Here is a 22,060-nt window from a genome sequence, read left to right on the forward strand (position 1 = left end):
AGAGTTAGTGAGAACGCACCGCCACCACGAATGGGCCAACCTGCTTGGTATCCCAGCCTTCCTCGAAGACATCTGGGTTGAAGAAGACCGCACGGTAACGCACGTTGGGCTGATTGGGATAGATATCCTCAGCCAGGTGGATCTTGAAGCCATCGCCCGGCTCTTCGAGGCTGCCGCGGAAGATGACAACATCGGGACCATTCCACTTCGCGGAATCGATCGCCTTCTGGAACTCGGCCGGCGTTTGCTCCCAGGAGTCCTTGCCCCAGGCTTCGATCTGCGCGTTGCGGGCGCTGAACTCACCCAGCGGGTTGGCGTAGTGGCTGGTAAAGGCGTTGAAACCCCAGTATGGGTGATAAGCCATAAACAGCTTCTCGTCCGTCATGACCGTGGTCGCATTCGGCGCGTAGCCGTGCGAGTCGATGAACTCACGGATCTTCAGGTAGTCCTGAGAGGAATCACTGGCAAAGCGGTCGGCGCGCTCGCCGTTGCCGTCGGTATCGGTATAAGCGTGGTCGAGGGCATCCTCGTTGGCTTCCGGGATGTGCTGCGCGTAGTAGATTCCGCCGAATACCAAGAAGATGGCGAACACCGCGGTGATGCGCTTGTTGGTGGTCTCACTAAAGCGCGCCGGGTACAACGTGGGAATGCCCAGCAGGCGGATTTCTGCCAGACAAAGAACGCCGGCGGTGGCGAAAAGCAGCACGATGATGCTCTCCAGGCGGAAGCCCAGCAGGGTGGAGCCGGCCAGGGTGACCACCATGGACATCACGACCCAGAGGTAGGTACCCAAGGTGGCGATGACGAGGGCGCGTACTGCGGCGTCTTCCAGGCGCATGGCCATGTAGATAAGGCCGATGAGGCAGAGCGCGCCGATGATGCTGAAGGAGAGGAAAGGCACCGGAATTTGGGTTCCTTCCTCCGGCAGGTAATGCTGAGCGGCGGACTCCAGTGGCGCCTCTGCGCGGAAGGTGGCGAGCAGATAAGGCGTCCAGGCAACGGCGGCGATGGCCAGCGAGCCGACGCCGATGACCACCAGGTGCATGAGGGGGCGCAGGGAGCGCTCGTAGATTGCGGTGGCGATAGCAACCAACGAGACCACGGTCAGTGCGATGGCGCCGGTGAACAAGGTGTAGAAGCAGGCGGAGAAACCCAGGTACAGGGCCACGCCCAAGGTAGAAAGCCAGGAGCCGTTGAAGGCGCGGGCAGCCAGCACAGCTACTGCCGGAACGCCCATGGCGATGACCGCGGAATAAGGCTCCTCAGCGTTGACCGTGAGCGTGACGGCGGTGGTCACGAGCGCGATTGCGGTGGCAACTGGAAGCGAGCCCACCAAGCGCTGCCAGAGCGGAACGAGCAGGCAGCCACACATCGAGATAGAAATCAGCGCCCACGGCTGGAAGACCTCCCAACCAGGCATGTGCAAAAGGTTGGCCACGCGGCCGCCGAGCCAGAACCAGCCCATGGGGTAGAAGGTGGGAAGGCCCTCGTAGTTCATGTCGGCGTAGCCCATCTGATCCGTGGTGCGGGTCAGGAACTGGGTGCGGAAGACCTGGTCCACCTGCACTCCGTCCAGCCACAGCTTGGAGGCGGAAAGCGGCAGACCGATGGCAGAAAGCACTAGCAAGGCAGGCGAGAGATAGCACGCCGCGTAGGTCAGCCACGTGCGCCACTTAGGCCGTGTGAAAGCAGGACGGTGGGTGTCATAAATCCACTTCACGCAGAGCACGCCGACCAGCAAGAGGGTCAAAACAATGCCGACCGTGCACAGTGCACGGGTGACCATGGAGGTACTAAAAGCTGGCAGGGAGACCGTCTTGAAGGCATAAAAACCGAGGAGAGCGACGACCGCCCCGCCAAGGGCAGCCGCCGCTATGCCCAGCAGAGCCGACTTAGTTGAAAGCTCGTCGGCGTTGTAATCCGTGGCACGGGTGTGTTCAGTGTGCATGGAGTGCATGGTTGCTGGGCTAGTCATGCACACTAGTTTCCCACATTCGGGAGGATTGCTGGAATTAGAAAGGCAGCTTTCGGAAGATGGATTGTGGGATGAACTTGAAGGCCAAGGAGACGTACTCGAACAGTGGGTGCACGTAGATGGACTGCGTGCCGTTCAAGATTGCCTTGACGGTGGCCTTGGCAACATCGTCAACGTTGACGGTCAGCGGTGCCTCGCCAGCGTTTGCGGACATCTTGGTGCGCACCTGGCCCGGACGAACCACGAGGACGTTGGCGCCGGAGCCGCGCAGTGCCTCACCCAGGTTGATGAAGAAGCCATCCACGCCGGCCTTGGAAGCGCCGTAGACAAAGTTGGAGCGGCGCACGCGCATACCCGCCACGGAGGACATGGCGACGATGGTGCCGTGGCCCTGCTCCTTGAACTTCTGGCCCAACAGCACGCCCAGGGAGACCGGGGCGGTGAAGTTGGTCTGTGCGGAAGCGACGGCCTTGGCCTGGTCCTGCCAGAGTTCTTCCTGGTCACCCAGGGTGCCGAAGGCGACGATGGCAACGTCGACGTCGCCGCGGTTCCATGCCTGCTTGACGACGTCCGGGTGGGCCTCGAAGTCAGTTGCGTCAAAGTCGATGACCTCGACGTCAGCACCGCGGGAGGTCAAAGCGGCGGTGGCATCGGCGATGCGCGGGGACTGTGCGCGGGCAGCGAGGGTGACCTTGGCCGGGCCACGCTCCAAGAATTCCTCGACGATGCCGAGGCCGATTTCGGAGGTGCCGCCAAGGAGAAGGATGTGTTGTGCTTGGCCTACTGCATTGAGCATGTGGGTTATTCCTTAAAAATCTTCTGCGTTGTGTTCGGTGCGGACGTTTAGCGCAGCTCGAGGCGGCGGGACATGTCGGATGCGAAGACGCCGGTTGGGTCGATGGCGTTGCGGGTGGCAAGCCAGCCCTCCATGCCCGGGTACATCTTGTGGAAGTTCTCCGCAGAGGTACGGGATTCCTTGGCCAGGTAGAGGCGGCCGCCGAATTCCATGACGCGCTTGTCCAGATCATCAAGGAAGGCGCCGAGGCCTGGCTTGATTGGGAAGTCCACGCAGACGTTCCAGCCCGGCATTGGGTAGGACAGTGGTGCCTTGTTGCCTGGGCCGAAGAGCTTGAACACGTTCAGTGCGGAGTAGTGGCCGGACTTTTGCATGTCACGGATGATCTCCTTGAAAGGCTCAACTGCCTCGGTCGGTACCACGAACTGGTACTGCAGGAAGCCGTTGGAACCGTAGCCGCGGTTCCACTCGCCGATGAGATCCAGCGGCTGGTAGAACTGCGTCAGGTTCTTGATCTTGTTACGAGCCGGCGCGCCCATGAGGTAGTAAGCCTCGCCGATGGCCATCAGGGAGAGCTTGTTCATGGTGAAGTTCGGGAAGATATCCGGCACCGTCATCAGCTGTGGAGCGTTGAACTTCAGCGGATCCTTCGCCAGCTTTGGTGCGAGCTCTTCGAGCTGCGCCAGGGTGGCCAGGCTGCCGCGGGAGATGGTGGAGCGGCCGAGCTTTGGCTCTGGGGAGATGACGTCGAACCAAGCAGAGGAGTAGGTGTAGTTGTGCTCGGAGCCATCCGAGTGGAAGGCTACGGTCTCATCCAGGTTCTCGGTGCGGTCAGTGTCCGCGATGAAGTAGGCGGTCTCGGTCTTGGTCATGCGGATCTGCGCGCGCAGGATGATGCCGGTCAGGCCCATGCCGCCGACGGTGGCCCAGAAGAGCTCTCCGTCTGGATCATCCTTGGAACCGTTAGGCTCCAAGTGGAGTACGCGGCCGTCTGCCACGAGCAGCTCCATGGAGGTGACGTGGTTGCCAAAGGAACCGGCGGAGTGGTGGTTCTTGCCGTGGATATCCGGGCCGATTGCGCCGCCGATGGTGACCTGGCGGGTGCCTGGCAGAACCGGGACCCACAGGCCGTATGGCAGGGCGGCCTTCATCAGCTGATCCAGAGTTACGCCACCGTCTACGTCGACGATTGCGGTTTCCGGATCGATGGAGTGGATCTTGTTCAGCGGCTGCATGTCGATGACCAGGCCGCCGCCGTTTTGGGCAGGGTCACCGTAGGAACGGCCCATGCCGCGGGCGATGACGCCGCGGCGCAGGTGTGCTGGTTTGTCGGAGTTATCTTCTGCAACCTGGGCGACGGCCTTCTTGATGACCTCGACGTCTTCGGTGGACAGTACGTGGGCAGTCGTCGGCGCGGTGCGGCCCCAGCCGTGCAGGGACTTTTCGGTGGTATGTAGTTCCATCTCTTACTCTTTACTCGACGTGATATGTCGTTCCTAGCCTACTCACCAACACGGACACGTGACGTGTGTGACGTTAGTGATATTTGGAACATGTTCGGGCATCGGCCGTGCCCGAATGTGTTGATTTGGCCTTCTAAAACAGATCTAATACAGATCCATGAGCTCGCGGATCTCTGCTGGGAGCTGCTCCTGGGAGGTAATCTCCGGGCCCTTGTAGGAACGCAGAATCTCATAGACCCGACGGCGCGAAGTGGAATCGAGGATAGGCAGCTCCTCAGCCATCAGGCGCGTCATAAACCCGTCGAGCGGGAGATTGGTGTGCTCGGTGGCCAGGAAGTGGCCGTTGTACTTGTCGTCTTCAGCGCGTTCGTCTTGGGCTGCGCGCTGGGCAGGGGTTAGGTGCTCTTTCTTTGAGGAGTACATGCGCTTTAGCTTAGTGCCGCATAAAGTAATCCCCATGACTGAGCAAGACTCCGCACAAGAAACCGAGCGCGTCGACCGCTACGCACTCGATGACACCCTGTCTGGCCGCATAACGCAATCGCTGGCTTTGGGCCTTATGACCTCCTATCCAGATTGGATCAAGAATAAGAAGGCACTCGTCGCCGCTTATATCGGCTCGTTTCTGGGCTTCGGCGCGCTGGTTGCGGTGACCAATGCACAGCGCGAGCAGGAAGAACAGCAGCCGGTGCAGGCACAAGAACAAGAGATGGACGTGAAGGCCTGGGCAGCATTTGTTGCCGTGGTACTGGTTCTCATCGCCGGTGGTTTCATCAACGTCAAGGTTGCGCAGGCCATGGTCAAGCCCCTGCGCAAGCGCGGTGTGCAGAAGCCATGGACCACTCTGGGGGCCATCGGCGCGGGCCTGCTTTTTGTGGTGAGCGAGCTGGAAGCACGCGACATCGCCAAGCGCGCGGCGTAGCCTCACGCGCTTACCTCCACAACTTTGACCCGCAACTTTGCGTATGGTGGGGCCCATGAGCCTCGGGGTCACAGATTTGAGTACGGCACGCGCCAAGCGTGACAACTCTATCGTGACCCTGCGCCGCGAGCCCCTCACCGTCATCTGCCAGGTTTCCAACGTGAGCGCGGACGTCGAAGTCCACCGCCAAATCGGGTTTTCTGACGCCCTTACCTTTGAGCAACTCCACCACGTGCTCGAAGTCTGCTTCGGGCTCCCCGATGAAGATTCGCCGTGGCACTTCTTTGAACACCATGAAGCCCGCGGGGCCCGCATCGATCCCAAGCATCAAGTCTCCGAGTTTTTGTGGCGTGAGGGCGTGCAGCTGGACTATGCCTGGGGGTTGTGGGACTTTAGCCTGGTTGTGGTTGACATTTACCCGCGCGATTCCGGTACCCCTGAATCATTGTGTGTAGGCGGATCGGGCGCCTTCACGCAGCCTTTCGATCTTACTGCCATCAATGCGCAATTAACTGGCCAAGAGACCATCGATGAAGTGCTCAACATCGTGACCCCGCCGGTGCGTGCGCTCATCCAGCGCAGCAAGCTTTTTGATTTCGTGCCGCTGCTGCAGGCGCTCGATTTAGAGCGCAGTGATTCAAACGCGCCTTTATCAGTCCTAGATTCTTTGCCGCGGGAAGTTACCGCAGAAGGCCAGGACTCGTTTTGGTCCATGGTCTTAGCGCTGACCTGCATGGGCGGGCGGGAGCTTAGCAATTCCGTGGCAGAGTCCACGATGGATGCCTTGGGTTGGGTCTCTGATGAAGGCAAGCTCTTAACAGGCGAAGCAATACGCGAGTTGTGTAGCGCTTCGCTTTCTGTGCTTGCAAGCGTGGGCGCCTATGGGGATGAGGCACTAGCACCGGTGGATCGTCTTGACATTTACCGTGCCCTACTGCGCAGGTAGGCTTTTTAGCCGTGACTGATAAAAATCCTTCTGACGCGGCGCCCCGCGACGTCGAGGTGCGCCGCACCTCGCTGGCGACGCAGCTTTTCCGTTTCGTATTCGTGGGCGTGTTCACAGCGGCAATTGACTACGGGCTTACTTTGTTGCTGACCCATTTTGGCCTGCACCGTTCTGCGGCAAAGGCAATCGGTTGGGTCTTTGGCACCATCGCTGCGTACGTTGCCAATGCGCGTTGGACTTTCGGCGCGCAGGTCTCCGGCCGTACTGCGGGTGCCGTGGCGGCGTTGTATGCCTCGACCTTTGCGGTACAGAACTTCCTGTACTGGGTGCTCAACGAGCCGCTGATTTCTATGGGCTTTGAGGGAGCAGTCAAAGACACCATCGCGTTTGTCATCGCGCAGGGTGTGGCTACAGTAACCAACTTTGCCATTCAGCGCATCTTCATCTTTAAGGGAGATTAATGGTGACCAACGCAGAGAAACTCTCACGCTCGAATTCCCTGCAGGCGCAGGGAACCAAGTTTGTTATTACGGGCGTAATCTCTGCGATCGTTGATGCTGGCCTAACGTGGCTTCTGCAGCTGGGCTTGGGGCTGCTTGATAAAGATGGCGCCCGCACCGTTGGCTTTATCTTTGGCACGCTCGTGGCGTACTTGCTCAATCGCCGTTGGACGTTCAACGCCAAAGCCTCCAAACGCCGCCTTGTGGCAGTGGCGGCGACGTACGCCCTGACTTATTTGGTCAACATGGTGATCTACCGCCGGGCTTTTAACTTCTTTGACGAGGACCTGGCTTGGTCATCCACGTTGGCGCTGGTCGCGGCGTATGTACTTGCGCAGGGCACGGCCACCATCATCAACTTCTTCGTGCAGCGCTGGGTGATCTTCCGCCGCACCCGGAAATCCTTCGTGGTGGAGGATTAGTTAGGGCCGGCGGAAGTCTTCCTTGCGGCCCTGGTTATGCAGGCGAAGCCACTCTACAAAGCCTTGTGGATCGCGTTTTTGGACGAGGAAGAACCAGCCAAAGCGCGCGAATTCTTGGGGCAGGAGCTTGCGCATGCCGCGCTGCCAGAGCAGATAGCCGCGGTTGCGGTAGGTAAAGAACCTCTTGAACTCGCCGTCTGGGTACTGGGTGTGCATCTTGCCGCCAAGAATCGGCTTGAACTCGTCGGAACCATCCGGGTGTAGGTAGCTGGTGGTCAGCGCGGTGCCGAACTTGAGGCCCGAGCCTGCTAAGCGGCGGTGGTATTCCACTTCGTCGCCACGGATGAAGAGGCGATAATCCGGTACACCGATTATCTGCATGGCTTCCGCCGAAATCAGTGCGCCGTTGAAAAGCGATGCAATACCTGGCAGGAAGTCTCCCTCGAGCTCGCTCATGTAGCGGCGCCACACGAGGCCCTGGCGCAGCGGGAAGGCCAGGCGGGCTGGTTCGTTGATGTTGCACACGGCAGGGGAGACCTCGTGCAAGCCGTTGGCTTCTGCCACGCGGTAGAGCTCTGCGAGCACGTTTTTATCGGCGGGGCGGCCGTCGTCGTCGGCGCACCACACGGCGTCGGCGCCCAACGAAAGAGCCGTGAGGAAGCCAAGGGCGAAGCCGCCCGCGCCGCCCAGGTTTGTCTGGGAAGGAACGTAGACGGCGCGGTCACCGGCAATCTCATTGACCAATTCCTCGACTGCGGTCTCGGCCCCATTGTCCACCACGATGATCCACTGCACAGGGTGGGTTTGGTGCGCTACCTGCTCCAATGAGGCGCGAAGCAGTTCCACGCGCTGGTGGGTGACGATTACGGCGGCCGTCGAACCGGCGGCGTTCAAGGTGGCAGTCATGAGCTCTATTCTGCCACCCGTGGCGCCGGGGATAGGCTTTGGACATGGAATTAGAACAGATGTGGCCGCCGTTTGCTGTGCGGATTGATGCCAGTGGCTTTACGGCGACACCGGCTACACCATCGAAGTAGAAGGCGTAACCGGTGAGTTAAAGGAGATGCTTGGGGCTTAGTCGTCTTCGTTGTCGAAGCGGCGGCGCAAGTCCTTGACGTATTCGCCTACCTCGGGGCCTTCGTATTGGCCCACGACTTCAGAGACCTCGCCGGCAGAGCGGACGGTGCCGTGGTCAATCCACAGCGCAGTGTTGCACAGCTGGGCCAGGAAGTCATTGGAGTGGGAAGCAAAGACGAGGATGCCGGAGCGCTTAACCAGCTCCTGCAGGCGCACGCGGGCCTTGGCCATGAAGGCGGCGTCGACTGCGCCGATGCCCTCATCGAGCAGCAGGATTTCCGGTTCGATGGAGGTAACCACGCCGAGCGCCAAGCGTACGCGCATACCGGTGGAGTAGGTGCGCAGCGGCATGGCGAGGTAGTCACCCAGTTCAGAGAACTCGGCGATCTCATCCATCTTGTTTTTCATCTGCTTGATGGTCTGGCCCAAGAATAGGCCGCGGATGATGATGTTGTCGTAGCCGGAGACCTCTGGGTCCATGCCCACGCCCAAGTCGAAGACGGGGGCGACGCGGCCGCGAACGTCGGCAGTGCCGCGCGTGGGCTCGTAGATGCCAGAAAGCAGACGCAGCAGCGTGGACTTGCCGGCGCCGTTGTGGCCCACGAGACCTACGCGGTCACCTTCGCGGAGGTGAAGGTTGATGTCTTTGAGGGCCTCAACCACGACGGTTTTGTCGGAGTTTTGGCCAATCGCACCGCCGGCTGAGGAAAGTACAGCCTTCTTTAAGGAGCGGGACTTGGCATCAAAGATGGGAAAGTCCACGCAAGCGTTATAAGTATCGATAGAAACCATTGTTGAAGATCCTTTCGTGCAGCTTGCGCTATACCCAGTAGCTCACGCGGAAACGCCATTGGCGCATGGCTAGGCCGGCGACGAGGAGGCCCACGACGGTACACGCGATGACGATAAGCCAGTGGTAGCCCGCGACGGGCTCACCGATCATGGGGGCACGCACGATCTCCATGTAGTGATACAGCGGGTTGATCTCTGCGATGCGAGCGCGGTTGCCCACGGCACCGCCTTGCTCCTTCAAAGTGTTGGTCATCCAGACAATCGGCGTGACGTAGAACAGCAGCTGCGTGAGTGCCTCGAGCAGTGGTGCAATGTCGCGATAGCGGGTTGCCACGATGCCGAAGAACATTGCTACCCACACGCCGTTGACCAGTAGGAGGCCAAGTGCCGGGATGAAGAGGAAGAACTCCCAACCCAGGTGACGCGGGAAGATAAGGATGAGCAGCAGCCAGATGATGAGGTTGTGGCCCAAGAATAGCGTTTGGCGCCACACCAGGCGGTAGACGTGCACCGATAGGGGAGCCGGGAGCTGTTTGATGAGGCCCTCGTTGTCAATGAAGACGGTGGAGCCTTCCTTGATTGCGCCCGAGATGAAGTTCCACATGATAAGGCCCACGGTGACGTGAGGCAGGAACTCCGCGACTGGGATCTGGAAGAGCATGGAGTACAAAAGGCCCAGTGCTGCTGCCATCACACCGGTGGCGATGGTGATCCAGAAAGGTCCTAGAACCGAGCGGCGGTAGCGTTGCTTGATGTCCTGAATGCCCAGCATGAACCACAATTCGCGCTGTTTGGCGCCTTGGATAAGATCGGCAAAAGCCGCCTTCATGGTCATGGACTGGGAGGCCGGTACCGCGCTTTCCTCCGGGGTGGAGGTCATGCGGGCGATGTCGGCGCGCAGTTGGTTGTTATCTTGCACGTCAAAACACCCTAGCGCGCGTGCTGGACAAACGGGTATCTACACGCCGTCTGTACTGGGGGAATGGCTGTAACCTGCAAAAATTCCTTTTTAGGAAACCAAACCCAAAGCCGTATAGAGTAGGGAGTCGACTGCCCCACAGCGGCCCCTACAAACGTTGCGTTTGGGTACCAATGAAAGGCGTAGAGGAAGGTTTTATACATGCCATTAGGCTTGCCAGCACGGTATGACGTCGCCAGTGTGCGAGGTCTTTACACTGGCCTATCGGACGGGTGGACCTACCTCAACGCGAATGCTGCGCCGCAGATCTCTGAACGAGTAGCGGCCGGCGTGGCTCGCTCATTCCGTATGTCCCCAGCAGTAGCCCCGCAGGAAGATGCCACGGGCGCGCATTCCGCGAATAGCGCGCCGGGCCGGTTGGAGGGCTCTGCGCATTACGACGCCGCGCGCATGGCGATTGCGGATCTCGTGGGCTCGAAGGCCAGCCGCGTGGTCTTAGGCCCTTCGCTGCCGGCTTTGTACCAGACCTTGGCGCGCAGCCTGCGCCCGATGTTGCGTCATAATTCTTCGGTGGTTCTGTCCAAGTTGGATCCGCCGGCGCTGTACTCCGCGTTGTCGGAGCTTGATGCAGAAGTGCGTTGGGCACAGCCGGATCTGGGCACGGGTGAGCTGCCGACTTTCCAGTACGCCGAGCTTGTCGACGGCTCGACACGCCTCGTTTCTTTCTCCGCAGCGCATGAGCTGTTGGGCACGGTAACACCCACGGCGGAGATTATTGAGAAGATTCGTTCGCGCTCGCGCGCGTGGACGCTTGTCGATGTCTCCGCGCTCGCGCCTTATCGTCCCCTGGACTTTGATGAACTCGGCGCGGACATCATCGGCATTGATATCGGAATGCTCGGCGGCCCGCAGTTAGCGGCCCTAGTATTCCGTGATGAAGCGATGTTCCGCCGCGTCGATGCGCATAGCCCGGTGAAGGCTTCTAATTCTGCGGAAAAACTAGAGACCCCGGTATCTACCGGCCTGGCCGGTGGCGTTGGCCCTCTAGTTGATCACTTGGCAGCGTTGGCTGGCGGTGAAGCTGGTTCGCGCCGTGTGCGCGTGCACAAGTCAATGGAGGCGCTGAATGAGTACTTGGGCGATCTGACCAATGACATGTACGCCTACTTGGAGACCTTGCCGGCCGTCCACATCTTGGGCGTGACGGGTGAGGCCGCCGCCGGCGCTTCAAAGGACCGCCTGCCGCGGCTTACCTTCGCGGTGCAGAACGTACCGGCAGAAACAGTGCACCGCCGCCTCATCGACAACGGCCTGGTCACGACGTTGGCGCTGCGCACCCCGCTTCTTACGGAGATGGGCGCCGACGAAATCGGCGGCGCCGTTACCGTGGCCTTGGGCCCGTTCAACACCCGCCACGATATTGAACACCTCACGCGCGTGGTGGCGTCTTTGGCCTAAGCCGGTAGCTTAGACACAAGACGTTTAAGACACCGTCAGCACCAACTTGCCGGTGACGGCGCCGGAGTTTAGTGCCTCGTGCGCAGCGGCGGCCTCGGCCAGCGGGTAAGTGCCGTGGAGATGGTGCTTGACCGTGCCATCTTCCAGCCATGGCCACACGTTGGCGACGGTGTCTGCCACGATTGCGGCTTTGTCCTCAATGCTGCGGGAGCGCAGCGTCGTGCCCTGCACGGTGAGGCGCTTTGCTAGGACGATGCCCATGTTGAGCTCTTCCTTCGTGCCGCCTTGCAAGCCGATGGTGACCATGTGGCCGTCGGTAGCCAGTGCCTTCAGGTTCTGTTTGAGATACTTCGCGCCAATGATGTCGAGGATGACATCGCATTGGTTCTTTAGCTCTTCGGCGAAGTCTTGTTCCTTGTAATTAATAAGGATGTCTGCGCCGTAGCTCTTGCAGGTCTCCAGCTTTTCCGCGGAGCCGGCCGTCACCGCAACAGTAGCGCCCAGCGCCTTGGCTACCTGGATGGCGAACAAGCCGATGCCGCCCGCTCCACCATGAATGAGAATGGTCTGCCCAGCGTGCAGGTTCGCTTCCATGGCGAGGTTGGACCATACGGTGCAGGCCACCTCGATGACTGAGGCGGTATCGGTAAGCGAAAAGCCCTTCGGAATGGGCAGCAGCTGGCCCGCTGGAACCGCGACATATTCGGCGTAACCACCGCCGGCAAGCAGCGCGCCAACCTGGGTGCCTTCTTTGCACTCGGTGCCATTTGCATCCACGATTTCACCGGCCACCTCTAGGCCGATGGTCTCGGAAGCGCCTGCTGGTGGCGGATAGTGTCCGCGCGCTTGCAAGAGGTCGGCGCGGTTCACACCCGCGGCATGGACCTTTACTAGAACTTCTCCGGGGTGGAGCAGCGGCTTTTCGACGGCACCTAGCTCCAGCGCGCCGGGATCTTCAGGGTTGGTCTGCACGATAGCTTTCATGCCCACCCAGCTTAACGAAAACTCCGAGGCCGAATATGATCTGCATCGCTAGGTTTAGTAGGCTTAGTGGGTCGCAAGACAAGGAGACGTGGCAGAGCGGCCGAATGCACTGGTCTTGAAAACCAGCGTGGGTCAAACCACCGCGGGTTCAAATCCCGCCGTCTCCGCCGTGTGAAGTCTCGAGACATCGTTCCTTTGGATGGTGTCTCGAGACTTTTTGTTTCCTTCAAACGCCCTTCGCATTGCCAGGCGTGGTTTCATGTACCGATATATGTAAATAGCGGCCAGAAACCTGGTGATTCAGGCACGCTATATACACACAGAGGTACATACGCCGTGGACTGTCTTCGGTGTCCTTAATATGGGGCGCCTACGCGGTATTCTGCTCCAGCCATGCGTTGATGCCGCCGCGCAGGGAGTAGACCTGCGTGTAACCGCGCTCGCGCAGTGCGGCTACGGCTTGGGCGGAGCGGATGCCGCCGGCGCAGTGGATCACGGCGGGTTCGTCGTGGCCGAGCCGGGGATTCTCACCCGCCAGGATGCGGTCCAAAAGGAAGTGCTCGGAGCCGGGAATGGAATGCTCCGCGCGTTCTTCCTCGGTGCGCACATCGATGATGCGGTAGCCGGAGGGGACGGTGCGTACTTCGGGGGCGTCGGCAGGCTGCGTGGGCGTTGCGCCGCCGGCAACCACCGGAATGTACTCCCAAGTGCAGGTCAGCGCATCGAAGTATCCAATCTTTCCGGTCAGCAGCGTGCCCGTACCCGTGAGGTACTTGAGTGCCTCCAATGCCATGGCAGAACCTACCGTGCCCACCACGGGGCCCAGCACGCCGGCTTGGGAACACGAAGGCACCGAGCCAGGGGCAGGTGCCGTGGGAAAGACGTCCTCGTAGACCGGACCGTGCCCAGACCAGAAGACGGAAAGCTGCGCATCGAATCCCAAAATCGACGCCCACACGTGCGGAATACCCAGCTCGTGGCACGCCCAAGAGCACAGGTAGCGGGCTTCAAAATTATCGGTGCCGTCCAAGAGAACGTCGGCTTCAGCCAAGTGCGCAAGCGCCGTGGCGGAGCTTAGGCGCGGGTACTGCAGTACCTGTACCTCCGGGTTGAGCTGATGGATCGTCTCCGCGGCCGACGCTGTCTTCGGCCCACCAATATCGTCCATCCCGTGGATGACTTGGCGTTGCAGATTGGATAAGGAGACCACGTCGTCGTCGAAAAGTAGGATGCGCCCCACACCTGCACCCGCGAGGTAGAGCAGGGCAGGCGAGCCAAGCCCGCCGGCACCGATGACCGCCACCGTTGCATTAGCTAGCTTGGCCTGGCCCTCTGTACCCCACAGGGCCTCTTGGCGTGCGTAGCGCCTACTCATTCCAAGCCCACCCAATTGCTAAAACCATCCGCGTAACGCTGTTCTTTCCAAATCGGCACCTCTGCCTTCACGCGGTTGGCGCACTCTTCCGCAGCCGCGAAAGCGTCCCCGCGGTGGGCCGCGGCAGCGATCACCACGAATGCTGCCTCGCCCACGCGCAGATCACCGGTGCGGTGTGCGCACCACAGGCGGGTATTCGGATGCGCGGCGATGACTTCTTGCGCCACGCGGGAGATCTCGGATTCGGCAGTGGGGTGCGCGGTATAGCGCAAGAGCTCCACGCCGCCGCGCCCGCCATCATGGTTGCGCACGATGCCGTCGAAGGTGACCACGGCACCCATCGCCGGGGTGGAAATATCGGGCTTTTCAATGGGCGAGCTCGTCATCATCGCCCCGATTACCTTTCCGGTATCGGCGCTGACAAAGGCGGGATCAGTGCTCATGCCTTCCTTCCAATTGATCGACGATGTGCGGCAGCAAAGGTTCCAAAACCTTACAACCATCCTTCACCCCGCCGGTGGAACCGGGCAGCGCCATGGCGAAGGTGTGCGCGTTGACGCCGGCGACGGTACGCGAGAGCGCGGCAGTGGGCACGCTTGCCGACGCCGCGTAAAAAGCATGCGCTATCCCCGGCAGCTCCCGTGCCAGATGCGCGGAGACGGCCTCCACCGTGGCGTCGTCAGGCGAAATGCCCGTGCCTCCGGAGGTTAAAATGACGCTGGGCTGGGCGGCGAAGACCTTATCGAGGGCCTCGGCGATTTCGGCATCGGGTACCACGAGCGCATCCGGGGTATCAAAGCCCATCCGCCGCAGAAACTCCACCGCGATGGGGCCGGAACGATCTTCGTAGATGCCCGCCGCCGCGCGGGTGGAGGCAACCACTACTACTGCACGTCGCGCCATTAGAACGGGATGACCTCAACGACATCGCCCGGCTGCAGCTGTGCGCCGGCCGGGATGCGGATGAGGGCGTTGGCGCTCATGGCCTGCGAAATCAGGTGCGAACCAGTGCCGGCGAAGAGCTCGGCCGTGGCGATGCCGTTTTCATAGTCGATGATGCCGCGACGGAACTGGTCGCGGCTTTCCAAGCCGGTGACTGGAACGGTGACCTGCGCGGTGTGTGCGGCCCTGGCGCGACCCAGTGTGGGGCCTACGTAGATGCGGAAGCTGACCAGCGTGGAGACGGGGTTGCCGGGCAGGCAGATAACCGGGACGCTGCTTAGCTTGGACAGTCCCTGCGGTCCGCCGGGCTGCTGTGCCACGTGGCCGAACCAGCCGTCTTCTTCGAAGACTTGGCGCACGACTTCGAACTTGCCGTGGGATACGCCGCCGGAGGTGACGATGGCGTCGGGCTGGTAAACGCGGACCACGCCTTCCAGATCGGAGCGCAGGACGCCTGGGTCATCGTTGGTGCGTACAAAGGCGACGACCTCAATGCCGTACTCGCGGCAGAGAGCAGCAATCATCGGTGCATTCGCATCAGGGATGCTGGTCGCACCTTGGCCGCCGATCTCCGCGCCACCCGTGGCGACCACGATGCGTGCTGGGGCATAGACCTCGACTTCAGTGATGCCTTGGGAGGCCAGCGTGCCGATGATGGCTGGGGCCAGCCGCGTGCCTTCCTCCACCAGCACCTTGCCAGCCGCGATGTCGGATCCGGCCTCGCGGATGAACTGGCCCGCCGGAGCCGCCGGAATGGTGACCTTTTCACCCTCGCGCGGGAACTGCGGTGGCTCGCATTGCTCCACCGGGACGATGGTCACGGTGCCCTCTGGAACCTTGGCGCCGGTCATGATTGGGGCCGCGATGCCATCCTGTGCCGCGCTGGGCATAGCACCGGCAGCTACCGTCTGGCCGACGGTGAAGGTGCCGCCTTCCGTCGTGGTGATGGCGTAGCCGTCCATCTGCGAGTTATTAAAGCGCGGCATGTCATAAGCCGCGGCGATGGTGCGCGCGAGGATCAAGCCATTGACCTCCAGCAACGAGCGCGTCACCACCGTCGGTGCAGGTAGTGCCCCACGGATAGCTGCTAGGTGTTCTTCGTAACTACGCATGCTGGCGTGCCTCTCCTTATGTGTCTGGTTAACCTCCCCAATTTTAACGGCACTTTCAATGCAAAAACTGGCATAGTGGCAGACATGGTTGAAATTCACTATTTCGCCGCCGCCCGCGCAGCGGCAGGTGTAAGCCACGAACAGATTGCAGCTCCTGCAACGCTAGGCGAGCTGCTGGACACCGTGGCCGCAGAGCACAGTGGCACCACCGAGGCCGGCATGAGCTTGGGCGAGGTGCTAGACCGCTGCACCTTCCTGGTGGATGGCAAAAACGCCGAACGCGCCGCCACCCTCACGGGTGCGACGCGTGTTGACGTGTTGCCGCCTTTTGCAGGCGGGTAGGGCTGCTGGTCTAGTGTCCTGTATCGGCCCTCAGGGCATTTACGTCCGACAACAAACTCTGCCGAGTATCAACTAGCCTCCAACAAAGTTGGTCTGGTCTGTTCCTAGGCGTTTAGCACTTCAAGGAGCTGATTCCGGTATTGCATTGTGAGGGTGTCTGTTTCAGTACAACTAGGGGGAGCAGTTTACTTACTTCTGTGGTGTGCAAACATAAGGGGGGTTCATTCCTGGGACAGGATTTTGCCAAAGGATGATTCCCTGGTCATTCCAGTCGCATAAAGCTCCTGCTGCAACAAGGGCCCCTAGTCCTACTGCAACCCATCCAGCAACTGAAGCTGCGAGTCCTTCTGCAATGATTTCTTTTGTCACCGCGCCAGCGGCGCCTCCGGCAGTGAAAATTTTAGTAGCTTTAGAAACCACATTGTGACTCAGATAAACTTTTACGACTGGCCCCCAGTGGGACACCTTTGTTTCATTTCCGTATGTGGTAAAAGTAGGGTGTCCAGCCGGGTCGACGGCTGAATTATTCTGTTGAATAAATTCATCGATCCTGGTAGCGCCGTCTTTATTTGCTGAGCGAACATCCGCGGGGATAACCGCAGTGGCGAGTCCTTTTTCGTCATACTTGATATATTGGCCGAGCTTCTCGAAAGCTTCACGATCTGCTTCAGATCGGTATTCGACATAGGTTTTATCGGACTCTTCCACTGGCAATTTCGATGTGGATGCTTTCGTTGTTTGATTATGCGTTGCTTCAGTAGCGGGAGCAGTGTCTGCCTGTGCCAATGGTGTTGCGCCAATTGCAAGACCGAGCATCACAGTCTACAAGAGGACTCCTGGATTGCGCAAAGATTTCATGGAAGTGAACCTTTCTGGTTGATAGACGAGTTCCACAATGCTGGCTAATGGAACACGCCCATTTTCACCTACATGATCTAGTCAAACCACAAAATCCGAGAAGAGTATACGAAAGTATCCGATTTAGAAACAGGACTCATTGGTGGGAAAAGAATTGTTAGTCTAAAGGGCGATTCTTAAGTTCAGTTGATGACGAAAATTGTAAGGACGATGCGGAAATGAAATTGCTTAAAGCTTTTACCCTTGTCGTTCTCATTGCAGGGGTTTTGTTGTGCGTAGCGGGCCTATATTGGGAAAATAAGCTTACCAATCTTGGGGTTCCCATAGCCTTGCTAGGCATCGCTCTTTCGGTTGCTATACCTGTGAAAAAGAGAAGCGAAGGGGAAAAACACGCTTAGCACAGATAGTGAAATGAAGAACGCTAAGTTTACGTGTTTCATTCATCAATGAGTCCCGTTTGAAGTGTCTTCGGGAGCCGAAAATTATAAAGTCCATGTTGCCCGATAAACCGCGCAAGATTCTCACTGCCGATGAAGTCTACGACGCTGTCATTGATTGGTTTAAAGCCGATGATGATTGGGTCAATCTCGTCTACGTCGTCCAAGATACCGGCTACGATGACGACGCATTGACTAGTGAGCAGCTTCAGGATGTCATTGAAAAAGTCATGAGCTTTGATGACCTTGTTATATATGACGCTGCAAGCCCTTCATCAAGTGAAATTGGAACAAATTTTGGTGGCAATCCACTGCCTCGGGACGTGGACGCAGCAGCATTGAGCCGATTCATCCTTGAAAAAGACCGAGCTGGCCTACTGATGGCGCTTATGGTTGTTCCGCATCCGGATAAGCACAAGATGCCTTACGAATACGACGAGGAATAGGCGTCAACAACGCACGCAGCAACATGATGCTTATTCTAAAAAAAGGGGGTTGCCGCCTTGGTAGCAACCCCTTTTTGGTGATCTTTTACCCGCGTTGTCGTTTTAGGCGCCGAAAGCAGCCTCCCACGCCTTGAGGAGTACATCGGTCTCCTCGGCGGTGGTGATGGAGATGCGCACACCTTCGTCGAAGGCGCGAACCAGCACGCCGTTTGCGGCGAGCTTGGCAGCGACTTCTTGTGGGGTGCCCAGCTCGGTGATGTTTGCTGCCGGGAACCAGATGTGGTTGGCCTCGGAAGCAGGAACGCCGAACTTAGCAAAGTGCTCAGTGACGCGCTCGCGTTGGCGGACGGTCTCATCGGTGCGCTCACGCAGGGAGTCCTGTGCCGCCAGAGAGTGCAGGGCGCCGACCTGAGCCACCGTGTTCACGGAGAACGGGATGGCTACCTTGTTCAACGCCTCAATGATCTCTTTGTCGCCGAAGGCATAGCCCACGCGCACGCCGGCTAGGCCGTAGGCCTTGGAGAAAGTGCGCAGGCCCACGACGTTGCGGTGCGTCTTGACGTACTCGGTGGCCAGCGGCAGGGAGTCGTTGCGGTTGTACTCGATGTAAGCCTCGTCCAATGCCACGATGATGTCATCCGGTACGACCGCCAGGAACTCGTCGAATTCCGCGCGGGTGATGATCGAACCGGTGGGGTTATTCGGATTGCACACGAAGATAACCTTGGTCTTTTCCGTCACGGTCTTGGCCATCGCTGGCAAGTCCACGCGGTGCTCCTCATTCAGTGGGACCGGAACCGGCGTCGCGCCAACCACGTGGGCGAAGATTGGATAGGCCTCGAAGGAACGCCACGGGAAAACCACTTCATCGCCAGGCTGGCAGGTGATTTGTACCAGCTGCTGGCAGATGGCAGAAGAACCCGTTCCCACGGCCACCTCATCGAGGGTCATACCAAGGTGCTCTGCGAGTGCAGTGCGCAGCTCGACGACGCCCATGTCTGGGTAACGATTGGCGTCGCCAGCCGCGGCCTCCATGGCCTTGAGCGCCTCCGGAAGCGGAGGCTGGGTGGCCTCATTGGAAGACAGCTTTAAAGCAGTCTCATTGCGGGCACCGGGAACATAGACGGGCAGGGAGGAAAGATCGGATCGAATCATGGCAACCACCTTAGCCCTGGGAAGAGGTTTCCGGGTTGCGCGGACCGCGAGGGCCGTAGTCAAACTCCGCCGTGAGCGGGCCGAATGCCTGCAGTCCCTTCGGTGCATCAAAAGCGTCGAGCTGGACCTCAAGGAAGGCGCCGCGCTCCGGGTGCTCAGAAATGTCCGCGAGCGCCTTAGCCAGCTCGCCCTCGGTCTTCGCTGCGTAGGACTCCATGGTGGTATCTGCCTTGAAGACCTTCGGCAGCTCGTTGTAGCTCCAGTTCTGGATGGCGTTGTACTCCTGCTCCATGCCCAGGATGTAGCGCTCAATGGTGTAGCCATCGTTGTTGACCAGAACGATGATTGGCTTGAGCTCCTGGCGCAGGATGGTAGAAAGCTCCTGAGCGGTCAGCTGGAAGGAACCATCGCCAATGAAGAGCACGTGGCGGCGCTCCGGGTTAGCCAGTTGGGAGCCGAGCACGGCAGGCAGGGTAAAGCCGATGGAGCCCCAGATGGTGGAGTTGATGTACTGCACGCCCTCCGGCATACGCAGCGGGCCCAGGCCGATGTTGGAAGTACCAGCCTCGGCGATGACCACGTCGTCTTCCTTGAGGAAGTGAACCATCTGGTTCCAGATGCGCTCCTGGGTCAGCGGCGCTGACTCGTCTGGCTCGAAGGCCGGCAGCTCAAACTTCTCGCCCGCGGCGGCTTCCTTGGCTGGGATGCGCTCGACGAGGACGTCGAGAAGCTCAAGCGTATTGATGCCCACGAAGTACTCGCCGTCAGCGTTGAGGTGCTGATCGCCGAAGTTGAACACGTGCGCCTTATCCAGATTGTGGGTGAAGGAACCGGAGTTGACCTCGATGAAGCGTGGGTTGGTGGTGACCAGGAAGTCGGAGTTTTCGATGCGCTCCTGCACGCCCGGGGCGGAAGCGGCGCCGTTGTAGGTGCCGATGAACAGCGGGTCGCGCTCGGACAGGATGGCCTTGCCGGAAGAAAGCTGGGAGTACGGCAGCTGGGCCTTGTCGATGATGGCGCGGAACTTCTCGGTAAAACCGTGGCGATCGGTGTCTTGGTCGATCAGGAAGATGGGATCCTTGGCCGCAGCCAGCGCCTCGATCACGCGATCGGCGGCGGCGTTGAGACGCTCCTGGTCGGAGGTAGCCAGCTCGGTGCTGAACGGGGTATCCGGGACCTCGATGGTCAGGTGCGTGATATCGGAAGGGATCTGGATGTGCACCGGGCGCTTCTCGCGCAGGCAGGTGTGCAGGGCGCGGTCGAATTCCTCGACCACGTTCATCGGGGAAACGCGGGTGGCTACCTCGGTAAACGGTGCGATGGCGTCGAGCATGTTGGCAAAGTCGCCGTCGGCAAGCGAGTGGTGCAGGTTCCAACCGAACTCGGTGGCGTACTGCGGCGGTGCGCCAGCGATGGAGACCATCGGAACGTGCTCCGCGCGAGCACCCGCGATGCCGTTGAGCGCAGAAAGCTCGCCCACGCCGTAGGTGGTGAGCAGACAGCCGACGCCGCGCTGGCGGGCGTAGCCATCAGCGGCATAGGCCGCGTTCAGCTCATTGCAGGCGCCGACGAAACGGATGTCCTTGTCTTCGTCGATCTGCTCGAGGAAGCTCAAATTGAAATCACCTGGGACACCGATGATTTCGGTGATGCCGATGGCCTTCAAGCGATCAAGGATAAATTCGCCGACAGTAGTCTGCATTGCGAGTCCTTTCTTTTGTTAGCGATAAAACGTGCTTATCCGATTATCGTAGGTCACATTTTTGTTGTCATTAGTCAAAATAGAGAACTATCTTTGACATATGTCGAAACTGACGGCGCCGAACCTGGCACGGATTCAAGAGTTAGCCGATGACATCGCGCGGCAGTTGCAATGTTCGGTGGAGGTAACCACTCCCTCTATCAACGTGATTGCAGCAAGCGCGCAGTTGGGCGCCGTGGATAGTCACCGCGTGGCCTCGATTCTGGAGCGCACCCCGCCGCCGGAGCCGATCCCGTGGATGCTCAGTTATGGCATTCAGGAATCTTCTGCCCCGGTGCGCCTGCCGGCGAATGCGGAATATGACATGCTCCCGCGCGTGGTTATTCCTTTGCGCCACGGCCCTGACCTGGTAGGGCACGTGTGGATCATTGATGAGCACGCGCTTTCCGACGCCGCTCTTGCCTCCGTTTCCCCGCAACTGAGCACGCTGACCAAGTTGGTAGACGAGCGCGATGCTTACCTGGCCACTCGTGCGCAGCAGCTTGGTGACTTAACCCGTGACATCGTTGCGGGGGATGAAAGTGCGCTGGCTATAGCCCGCGAGCGCGACCTTTTGCCGCGTGATGGGGAAGTGCTCATTCACCGTATCGACGTAGACGGTGATTTAGTCCAGCTGACGATGGAGCTCGCCCGTCCGCTGCGGCGGCGTCCGTTTCTGGCCCTGGACTTGCATGATTCGCTCATCATTGTGGAATCCCCGCGCGACGAGCAAGACACGAAAACGCTGATTGAGGAGGTTGCTTCCGCGGCCCTCACGGCGGGGACGCAAATTGGTGCGCGGGGCAGTGCGCCCACTGCGCGTCGGGCTCGTTTCATGGCCGACGTTGCGCGGCTAACCGGGCAACCTGCGATGGACTGGGCTGCGGCTGGCGCCTGGCGCGCGCTGTTGGGATGGGATCTGAGTCCGGCTACCGTGCGTGCGCTGAGCCCCGATGCCGCACTGCTTTTAGACGCCGAGCGCAAAAGCTACTGGGAAAGTCTGCTTTGTTATTTCGAGCATTCCCGCAACGTCAATGACACAGCCGCCGCGCTGTATATTCACCGTGCTACTTTGCATTATCGCCTAGACCGAGTCCGTGAGATCCTGGGCACGGCTGCCCTCGAAGATGGCTGGCGCTGTGCCGCTTTGTATGTGGCATTGAAGCTGCATGCGGCGCTTAATCGCCGCTAAAACCTAAGCAGTTAGACGGTAGTGAGGGGGCTGTTTGGCACGCGTGGAGGGGCTCGGGTAGAGTAAGCGAAGATTCATTGCGAATCGCTGGAGACGTGCCAGAGCGGCCGAATGGGGCTCCCTGCTAAGGAGTTGACTTGCTTGCGCAGGTCCGGAGGTTCAAATCCTCTCGTCTCCGCCACTTGAGAAGTCTCGAGACATCGTTT

General features: G+C 59.6%; 24 protein-coding genes and 2 tRNA genes. 11 read left to right on the forward strand and 15 right to left on the reverse strand.

What is annotated here, in order from left to right; translation table 11 throughout:
• Window positions 1-4 precede the first annotated feature (4 nt).
• From HMPREF3158_RS04670 to HMPREF3158_RS04685, 4 genes are all read right to left on the reverse strand, one after another.
• Window positions 5-1,975 (reverse strand): galactan 5-O-arabinofuranosyltransferase, encoded by a 1,971-nt coding sequence (locus HMPREF3158_RS04670; RefSeq protein ID WP_070455680.1) that lies wholly within the window; start codon window positions 1,973-1,975, stop codon window positions 5-7.
• 37 nt (window positions 1,976-2,012) lie between these two features.
• Window positions 2,013-2,771 carry a decaprenylphospho-beta-D-erythro-pentofuranosid-2-ulose 2-reductase gene (locus HMPREF3158_RS04675; protein ID WP_061919989.1) on the reverse strand — a complete coding sequence of 253 codons (759 nt, stop codon included), beginning with the start codon at window positions 2,769-2,771 and terminating at the stop codon, window positions 2,013-2,015.
• A gap of 47 nt (window positions 2,772-2,818) precedes the next feature.
• Window positions 2,819-4,234, reverse strand: a complete 1,416-nt coding sequence (locus HMPREF3158_RS04680) for a decaprenylphosphoryl-beta-D-ribose oxidase (RefSeq protein WP_061919991.1) — start codon at window positions 4,232-4,234, stop codon at window positions 2,819-2,821.
• Between the two features lie 144 nt (window positions 4,235-4,378).
• On the reverse strand, window positions 4,379-4,657 hold the full coding sequence (locus HMPREF3158_RS04685; RefSeq protein ID WP_061919993.1) for a hypothetical protein: 279 nt from the start codon (window positions 4,655-4,657) through the stop codon (window positions 4,379-4,381).
• 34 nt (window positions 4,658-4,691) lie between these two features.
• On the opposite strand from HMPREF3158_RS04685, the gene HMPREF3158_RS04690 reads away from it, so the two are divergent.
• The 4 genes from HMPREF3158_RS04690 (at window position 4,692) to HMPREF3158_RS04705 (ending at window position 7,024) form a co-directional block, all read left to right on the forward strand.
• On the forward strand, window positions 4,692-5,156 hold the full coding sequence (locus HMPREF3158_RS04690) for a hypothetical protein (protein ID WP_061919995.1): 465 nt from the start codon (window positions 4,692-4,694) through the stop codon (window positions 5,154-5,156).
• Between the two features lie 55 nt (window positions 5,157-5,211).
• Entirely contained in the window at window positions 5,212-6,102 is an 891-nt protein-coding gene (locus HMPREF3158_RS04695; RefSeq protein ID WP_070497505.1) for a plasmid pRiA4b ORF-3 family protein, read from the forward strand.
• Window positions 6,103-6,173: 71 nt separating this feature from the next.
• Entirely contained in the window at window positions 6,174-6,563 is a 390-nt protein-coding gene (locus HMPREF3158_RS04700) for a GtrA family protein (protein ID WP_061920154.1), read from the forward strand.
• Window positions 6,563-7,024, forward strand: a complete 462-nt coding sequence (locus HMPREF3158_RS04705; RefSeq protein ID WP_070455679.1) for a GtrA family protein — start codon at window positions 6,563-6,565, stop codon at window positions 7,022-7,024. Before HMPREF3158_RS04700 ends, HMPREF3158_RS04705 begins: the two co-directional genes overlap by 1 nt.
• Here HMPREF3158_RS04705 and HMPREF3158_RS04710 read toward each other — a convergent pair whose 3' ends face one another.
• The 3 genes from HMPREF3158_RS04710 to HMPREF3158_RS04720 all read right to left on the reverse strand — a co-directional run bounded on the left by HMPREF3158_RS04710 (window position 7,025) and on the right by HMPREF3158_RS04720 (window position 9,773).
• Complete coding sequence (locus HMPREF3158_RS04710; RefSeq protein WP_062036276.1) at window positions 7,025-7,930, reverse strand: galactofuranosyltransferase GlfT1; 906 nt, start codon at window positions 7,928-7,930, stop codon at window positions 7,025-7,027. It lies immediately after the preceding gene.
• Window positions 7,931-8,098: 168 nt separating this feature from the next.
• Window positions 8,099-8,893, reverse strand: a complete 795-nt coding sequence (locus HMPREF3158_RS04715) for a galactan export ABC transporter ATP-binding subunit Wzt/RfbE (protein ID WP_061920004.1) — start codon at window positions 8,891-8,893, stop codon at window positions 8,099-8,101.
• Between the two features lie 28 nt (window positions 8,894-8,921).
• Entirely contained in the window at window positions 8,922-9,773 is an 852-nt protein-coding gene (locus HMPREF3158_RS04720) for a galactan export ABC transporter permease subunit Wzm/RfbD (RefSeq protein ID WP_061920156.1), read from the reverse strand.
• A gap of 240 nt (window positions 9,774-10,013) precedes the next feature.
• On the opposite strand from HMPREF3158_RS04720, the gene HMPREF3158_RS04725 reads away from it, so the two are divergent.
• Entirely contained in the window at window positions 10,014-11,270 is a 1,257-nt protein-coding gene (locus HMPREF3158_RS04725) for an aminotransferase class V-fold PLP-dependent enzyme (protein ID WP_070497506.1), read from the forward strand.
• Between the two features lie 24 nt (window positions 11,271-11,294).
• On the opposite strand, the gene HMPREF3158_RS04730 is transcribed toward HMPREF3158_RS04725, so the two are convergent.
• Window positions 11,295-12,254: an NAD(P)H-quinone oxidoreductase gene (locus tag HMPREF3158_RS04730; protein WP_070497508.1), complete on the reverse strand. Its 960-nt coding sequence runs from the start codon at window positions 12,252-12,254 to the stop codon at window positions 11,295-11,297.
• An 82-nt stretch (window positions 12,255-12,336) separates the two neighbouring features.
• Between HMPREF3158_RS04730 and HMPREF3158_RS04735 the strand changes: the two genes are divergently transcribed.
• A tRNA-Ser gene (locus HMPREF3158_RS04735) sits at window positions 12,337-12,421 on the forward strand.
• A 203-nt stretch (window positions 12,422-12,624) separates the two neighbouring features.
• On the opposite strand, the gene HMPREF3158_RS04740 is transcribed toward HMPREF3158_RS04735, so the two are convergent.
• Genes HMPREF3158_RS04740 through HMPREF3158_RS04755 form a run of 4 tightly spaced genes read right to left on the reverse strand, consistent with a single transcriptional unit; the run spans window position 12,625 to window position 15,683 of the window.
• Entirely contained in the window at window positions 12,625-13,629 is a 1,005-nt protein-coding gene (locus tag HMPREF3158_RS04740) for a ThiF family adenylyltransferase (RefSeq protein WP_070497509.1), read from the reverse strand.
• Window positions 13,626-14,072, reverse strand: a complete 447-nt coding sequence (locus HMPREF3158_RS04745; protein WP_070497511.1) for a molybdenum cofactor biosynthesis protein MoaE — start codon at window positions 14,070-14,072, stop codon at window positions 13,626-13,628. Before HMPREF3158_RS04745 ends, HMPREF3158_RS04740 begins: the two co-directional genes overlap by 4 nt.
• Complete coding sequence (locus tag HMPREF3158_RS04750; RefSeq protein ID WP_070497513.1) at window positions 14,062-14,532, reverse strand: MogA/MoaB family molybdenum cofactor biosynthesis protein; 471 nt, start codon at window positions 14,530-14,532, stop codon at window positions 14,062-14,064. Before HMPREF3158_RS04750 ends, HMPREF3158_RS04745 begins: the two co-directional genes overlap by 11 nt.
• The gene (locus tag HMPREF3158_RS04755) at window positions 14,532-15,683 is read right to left on the reverse strand and encodes a molybdopterin molybdotransferase MoeA (protein ID WP_070497514.1); all 1,152 of its coding nucleotides are present in this window, start codon (window positions 15,681-15,683) and stop codon (window positions 14,532-14,534) included. Before HMPREF3158_RS04755 ends, HMPREF3158_RS04750 begins: the two co-directional genes overlap by 1 nt.
• Window positions 15,684-15,767: 84 nt before the next feature.
• Between HMPREF3158_RS04755 and HMPREF3158_RS04760 the strand changes: the two genes are divergently transcribed.
• Window positions 15,768-16,025, forward strand: coding sequence for a MoaD/ThiS family protein (locus HMPREF3158_RS04760; protein ID WP_070497564.1), 258 nt, complete (start codon window positions 15,768-15,770; stop codon window positions 16,023-16,025).
• Window positions 16,026-16,214: 189 nt separating this feature from the next.
• Here HMPREF3158_RS04760 and HMPREF3158_RS12730 read toward each other — a convergent pair whose 3' ends face one another.
• The gene (locus tag HMPREF3158_RS12730) at window positions 16,215-16,844 is read right to left on the reverse strand and encodes a hypothetical protein (protein WP_168161745.1); all 630 of its coding nucleotides are present in this window, start codon (window positions 16,842-16,844) and stop codon (window positions 16,215-16,217) included.
• Window positions 16,845-17,101: 257 nt separating this feature from the next.
• On the opposite strand from HMPREF3158_RS12730, the gene HMPREF3158_RS04765 reads away from it, so the two are divergent.
• Together HMPREF3158_RS04765 and HMPREF3158_RS04770 are read left to right on the forward strand one after the other, a co-directional pair.
• Window positions 17,102-17,281, forward strand: a complete 180-nt coding sequence (locus HMPREF3158_RS04765) for a hypothetical protein (RefSeq protein ID WP_070433371.1) — start codon at window positions 17,102-17,104, stop codon at window positions 17,279-17,281.
• A 95-nt stretch (window positions 17,282-17,376) separates the two neighbouring features.
• Window positions 17,377-17,766: a hypothetical protein gene (locus HMPREF3158_RS04770; RefSeq protein ID WP_062042731.1), complete on the forward strand. Its 390-nt coding sequence runs from the start codon at window positions 17,377-17,379 to the stop codon at window positions 17,764-17,766.
• A 102-nt stretch (window positions 17,767-17,868) separates the two neighbouring features.
• Here the strand turns inward: HMPREF3158_RS04770 and hisC are convergent, their stop codons facing one another.
• Complete coding sequence (gene hisC / locus HMPREF3158_RS04775; RefSeq protein WP_070497516.1) at window positions 17,869-18,921, reverse strand: histidinol-phosphate transaminase; 1,053 nt, start codon at window positions 18,919-18,921, stop codon at window positions 17,869-17,871.
• A 10-nt stretch (window positions 18,922-18,931) separates the two neighbouring features.
• On the reverse strand, window positions 18,932-20,623 hold the full coding sequence (locus HMPREF3158_RS04780; RefSeq protein ID WP_070497518.1) for an alpha-keto acid decarboxylase family protein: 1,692 nt from the start codon (window positions 20,621-20,623) through the stop codon (window positions 18,932-18,934).
• Window positions 20,624-20,723: 100 nt separating this feature from the next.
• Between HMPREF3158_RS04780 and HMPREF3158_RS04785 the strand changes: the two genes are divergently transcribed.
• Window positions 20,724-21,854: a PucR family transcriptional regulator gene (locus tag HMPREF3158_RS04785; protein WP_070455672.1), complete on the forward strand. Its 1,131-nt coding sequence runs from the start codon at window positions 20,724-20,726 to the stop codon at window positions 21,852-21,854.
• 89 nt (window positions 21,855-21,943) lie between these two features.
• Window positions 21,944-22,035: transfer RNA gene (locus HMPREF3158_RS04790), tRNA-Ser, on the forward strand.
• Window positions 22,036-22,060 lie beyond the last annotated feature (25 nt).

The sequence above is a fragment of the Corynebacterium sp. HMSC06G04 genome (genome assembly GCF_001807365.1).
GTDB lineage: Bacteria > Actinomycetota > Actinomycetes > Mycobacteriales > Mycobacteriaceae > Corynebacterium > Corynebacterium simulans.

Coding starts and splice junctions, on each gene's coding strand:
- HMPREF3158_RS04670 (WP_070455680.1), bottom strand. CDS start 1,975: ATGACTAGCCCAGCAACCATGCACTCCATGCACACTGAACACACCCGT.
- HMPREF3158_RS04675 (WP_061919989.1), bottom strand. CDS start 2,771: ATGCTCAATGCAGTAGGCCAAGCACAACACATCCTTCTCCTTGGCGGC.
- HMPREF3158_RS04680 (WP_061919991.1), bottom strand. CDS start 4,234: ATGGAACTACATACCACCGAAAAGTCCCTGCACGGCTGGGGCCGCACC.
- HMPREF3158_RS04685 (WP_061919993.1), bottom strand. CDS start 4,657: ATGTACTCCTCAAAGAAAGAGCACCTAACCCCTGCCCAGCGCGCAGCC.
- HMPREF3158_RS04690 (WP_061919995.1), top strand. CDS start 4,692: ATGACTGAGCAAGACTCCGCACAAGAAACCGAGCGCGTCGACCGCTAC.
- HMPREF3158_RS04695 (WP_070497505.1), top strand. CDS start 5,212: ATGAGCCTCGGGGTCACAGATTTGAGTACGGCACGCGCCAAGCGTGAC.
- HMPREF3158_RS04705 (WP_070455679.1), top strand. CDS start 6,563: ATGGTGACCAACGCAGAGAAACTCTCACGCTCGAATTCCCTGCAGGCG.
- HMPREF3158_RS04710 (WP_062036276.1), bottom strand. CDS start 7,930: ATGACTGCCACCTTGAACGCCGCCGGTTCGACGGCCGCCGTAATCGTC.
- HMPREF3158_RS04715 (WP_061920004.1), bottom strand. CDS start 8,893: ATGGTTTCTATCGATACTTATAACGCTTGCGTGGACTTTCCCATCTTT.
- HMPREF3158_RS04720 (WP_061920156.1), bottom strand. CDS start 9,773: ATGACCTCCACCCCGGAGGAAAGCGCGGTACCGGCCTCCCAGTCCATG.
- HMPREF3158_RS04725 (WP_070497506.1), top strand. CDS start 10,014: ATGCCATTAGGCTTGCCAGCACGGTATGACGTCGCCAGTGTGCGAGGT.
- HMPREF3158_RS04730 (WP_070497508.1), bottom strand. CDS start 12,254: ATGAAAGCTATCGTGCAGACCAACCCTGAAGATCCCGGCGCGCTGGAG.
- HMPREF3158_RS04740 (WP_070497509.1), bottom strand. CDS start 13,629: ATGAGTAGGCGCTACGCACGCCAAGAGGCCCTGTGGGGTACAGAGGGC.
- HMPREF3158_RS04745 (WP_070497511.1), bottom strand. CDS start 14,072: ATGAGCACTGATCCCGCCTTTGTCAGCGCCGATACCGGAAAGGTAATC.
- HMPREF3158_RS04750 (WP_070497513.1), bottom strand. CDS start 14,532: ATGGCGCGACGTGCAGTAGTAGTGGTTGCCTCCACCCGCGCGGCGGCG.
- HMPREF3158_RS04755 (WP_070497514.1), bottom strand. CDS start 15,683: ATGCGTAGTTACGAAGAACACCTAGCAGCTATCCGTGGGGCACTACCT.
- HMPREF3158_RS04760 (WP_070497564.1), top strand. CDS start 15,768: ATGGTTGAAATTCACTATTTCGCCGCCGCCCGCGCAGCGGCAGGTGTA.
- HMPREF3158_RS04765 (WP_070433371.1), top strand. CDS start 17,102: ATGAAATTGCTTAAAGCTTTTACCCTTGTCGTTCTCATTGCAGGGGTT.
- HMPREF3158_RS04770 (WP_062042731.1), top strand. CDS start 17,377: ATGTTGCCCGATAAACCGCGCAAGATTCTCACTGCCGATGAAGTCTAC.
- hisC (WP_070497516.1), bottom strand. CDS start 18,921: ATGATTCGATCCGATCTTTCCTCCCTGCCCGTCTATGTTCCCGGTGCC.
- HMPREF3158_RS04780 (WP_070497518.1), bottom strand. CDS start 20,623: ATGCAGACTACTGTCGGCGAATTTATCCTTGATCGCTTGAAGGCCATC.
- HMPREF3158_RS04785 (WP_070455672.1), top strand. CDS start 20,724: ATGTCGAAACTGACGGCGCCGAACCTGGCACGGATTCAAGAGTTAGCC.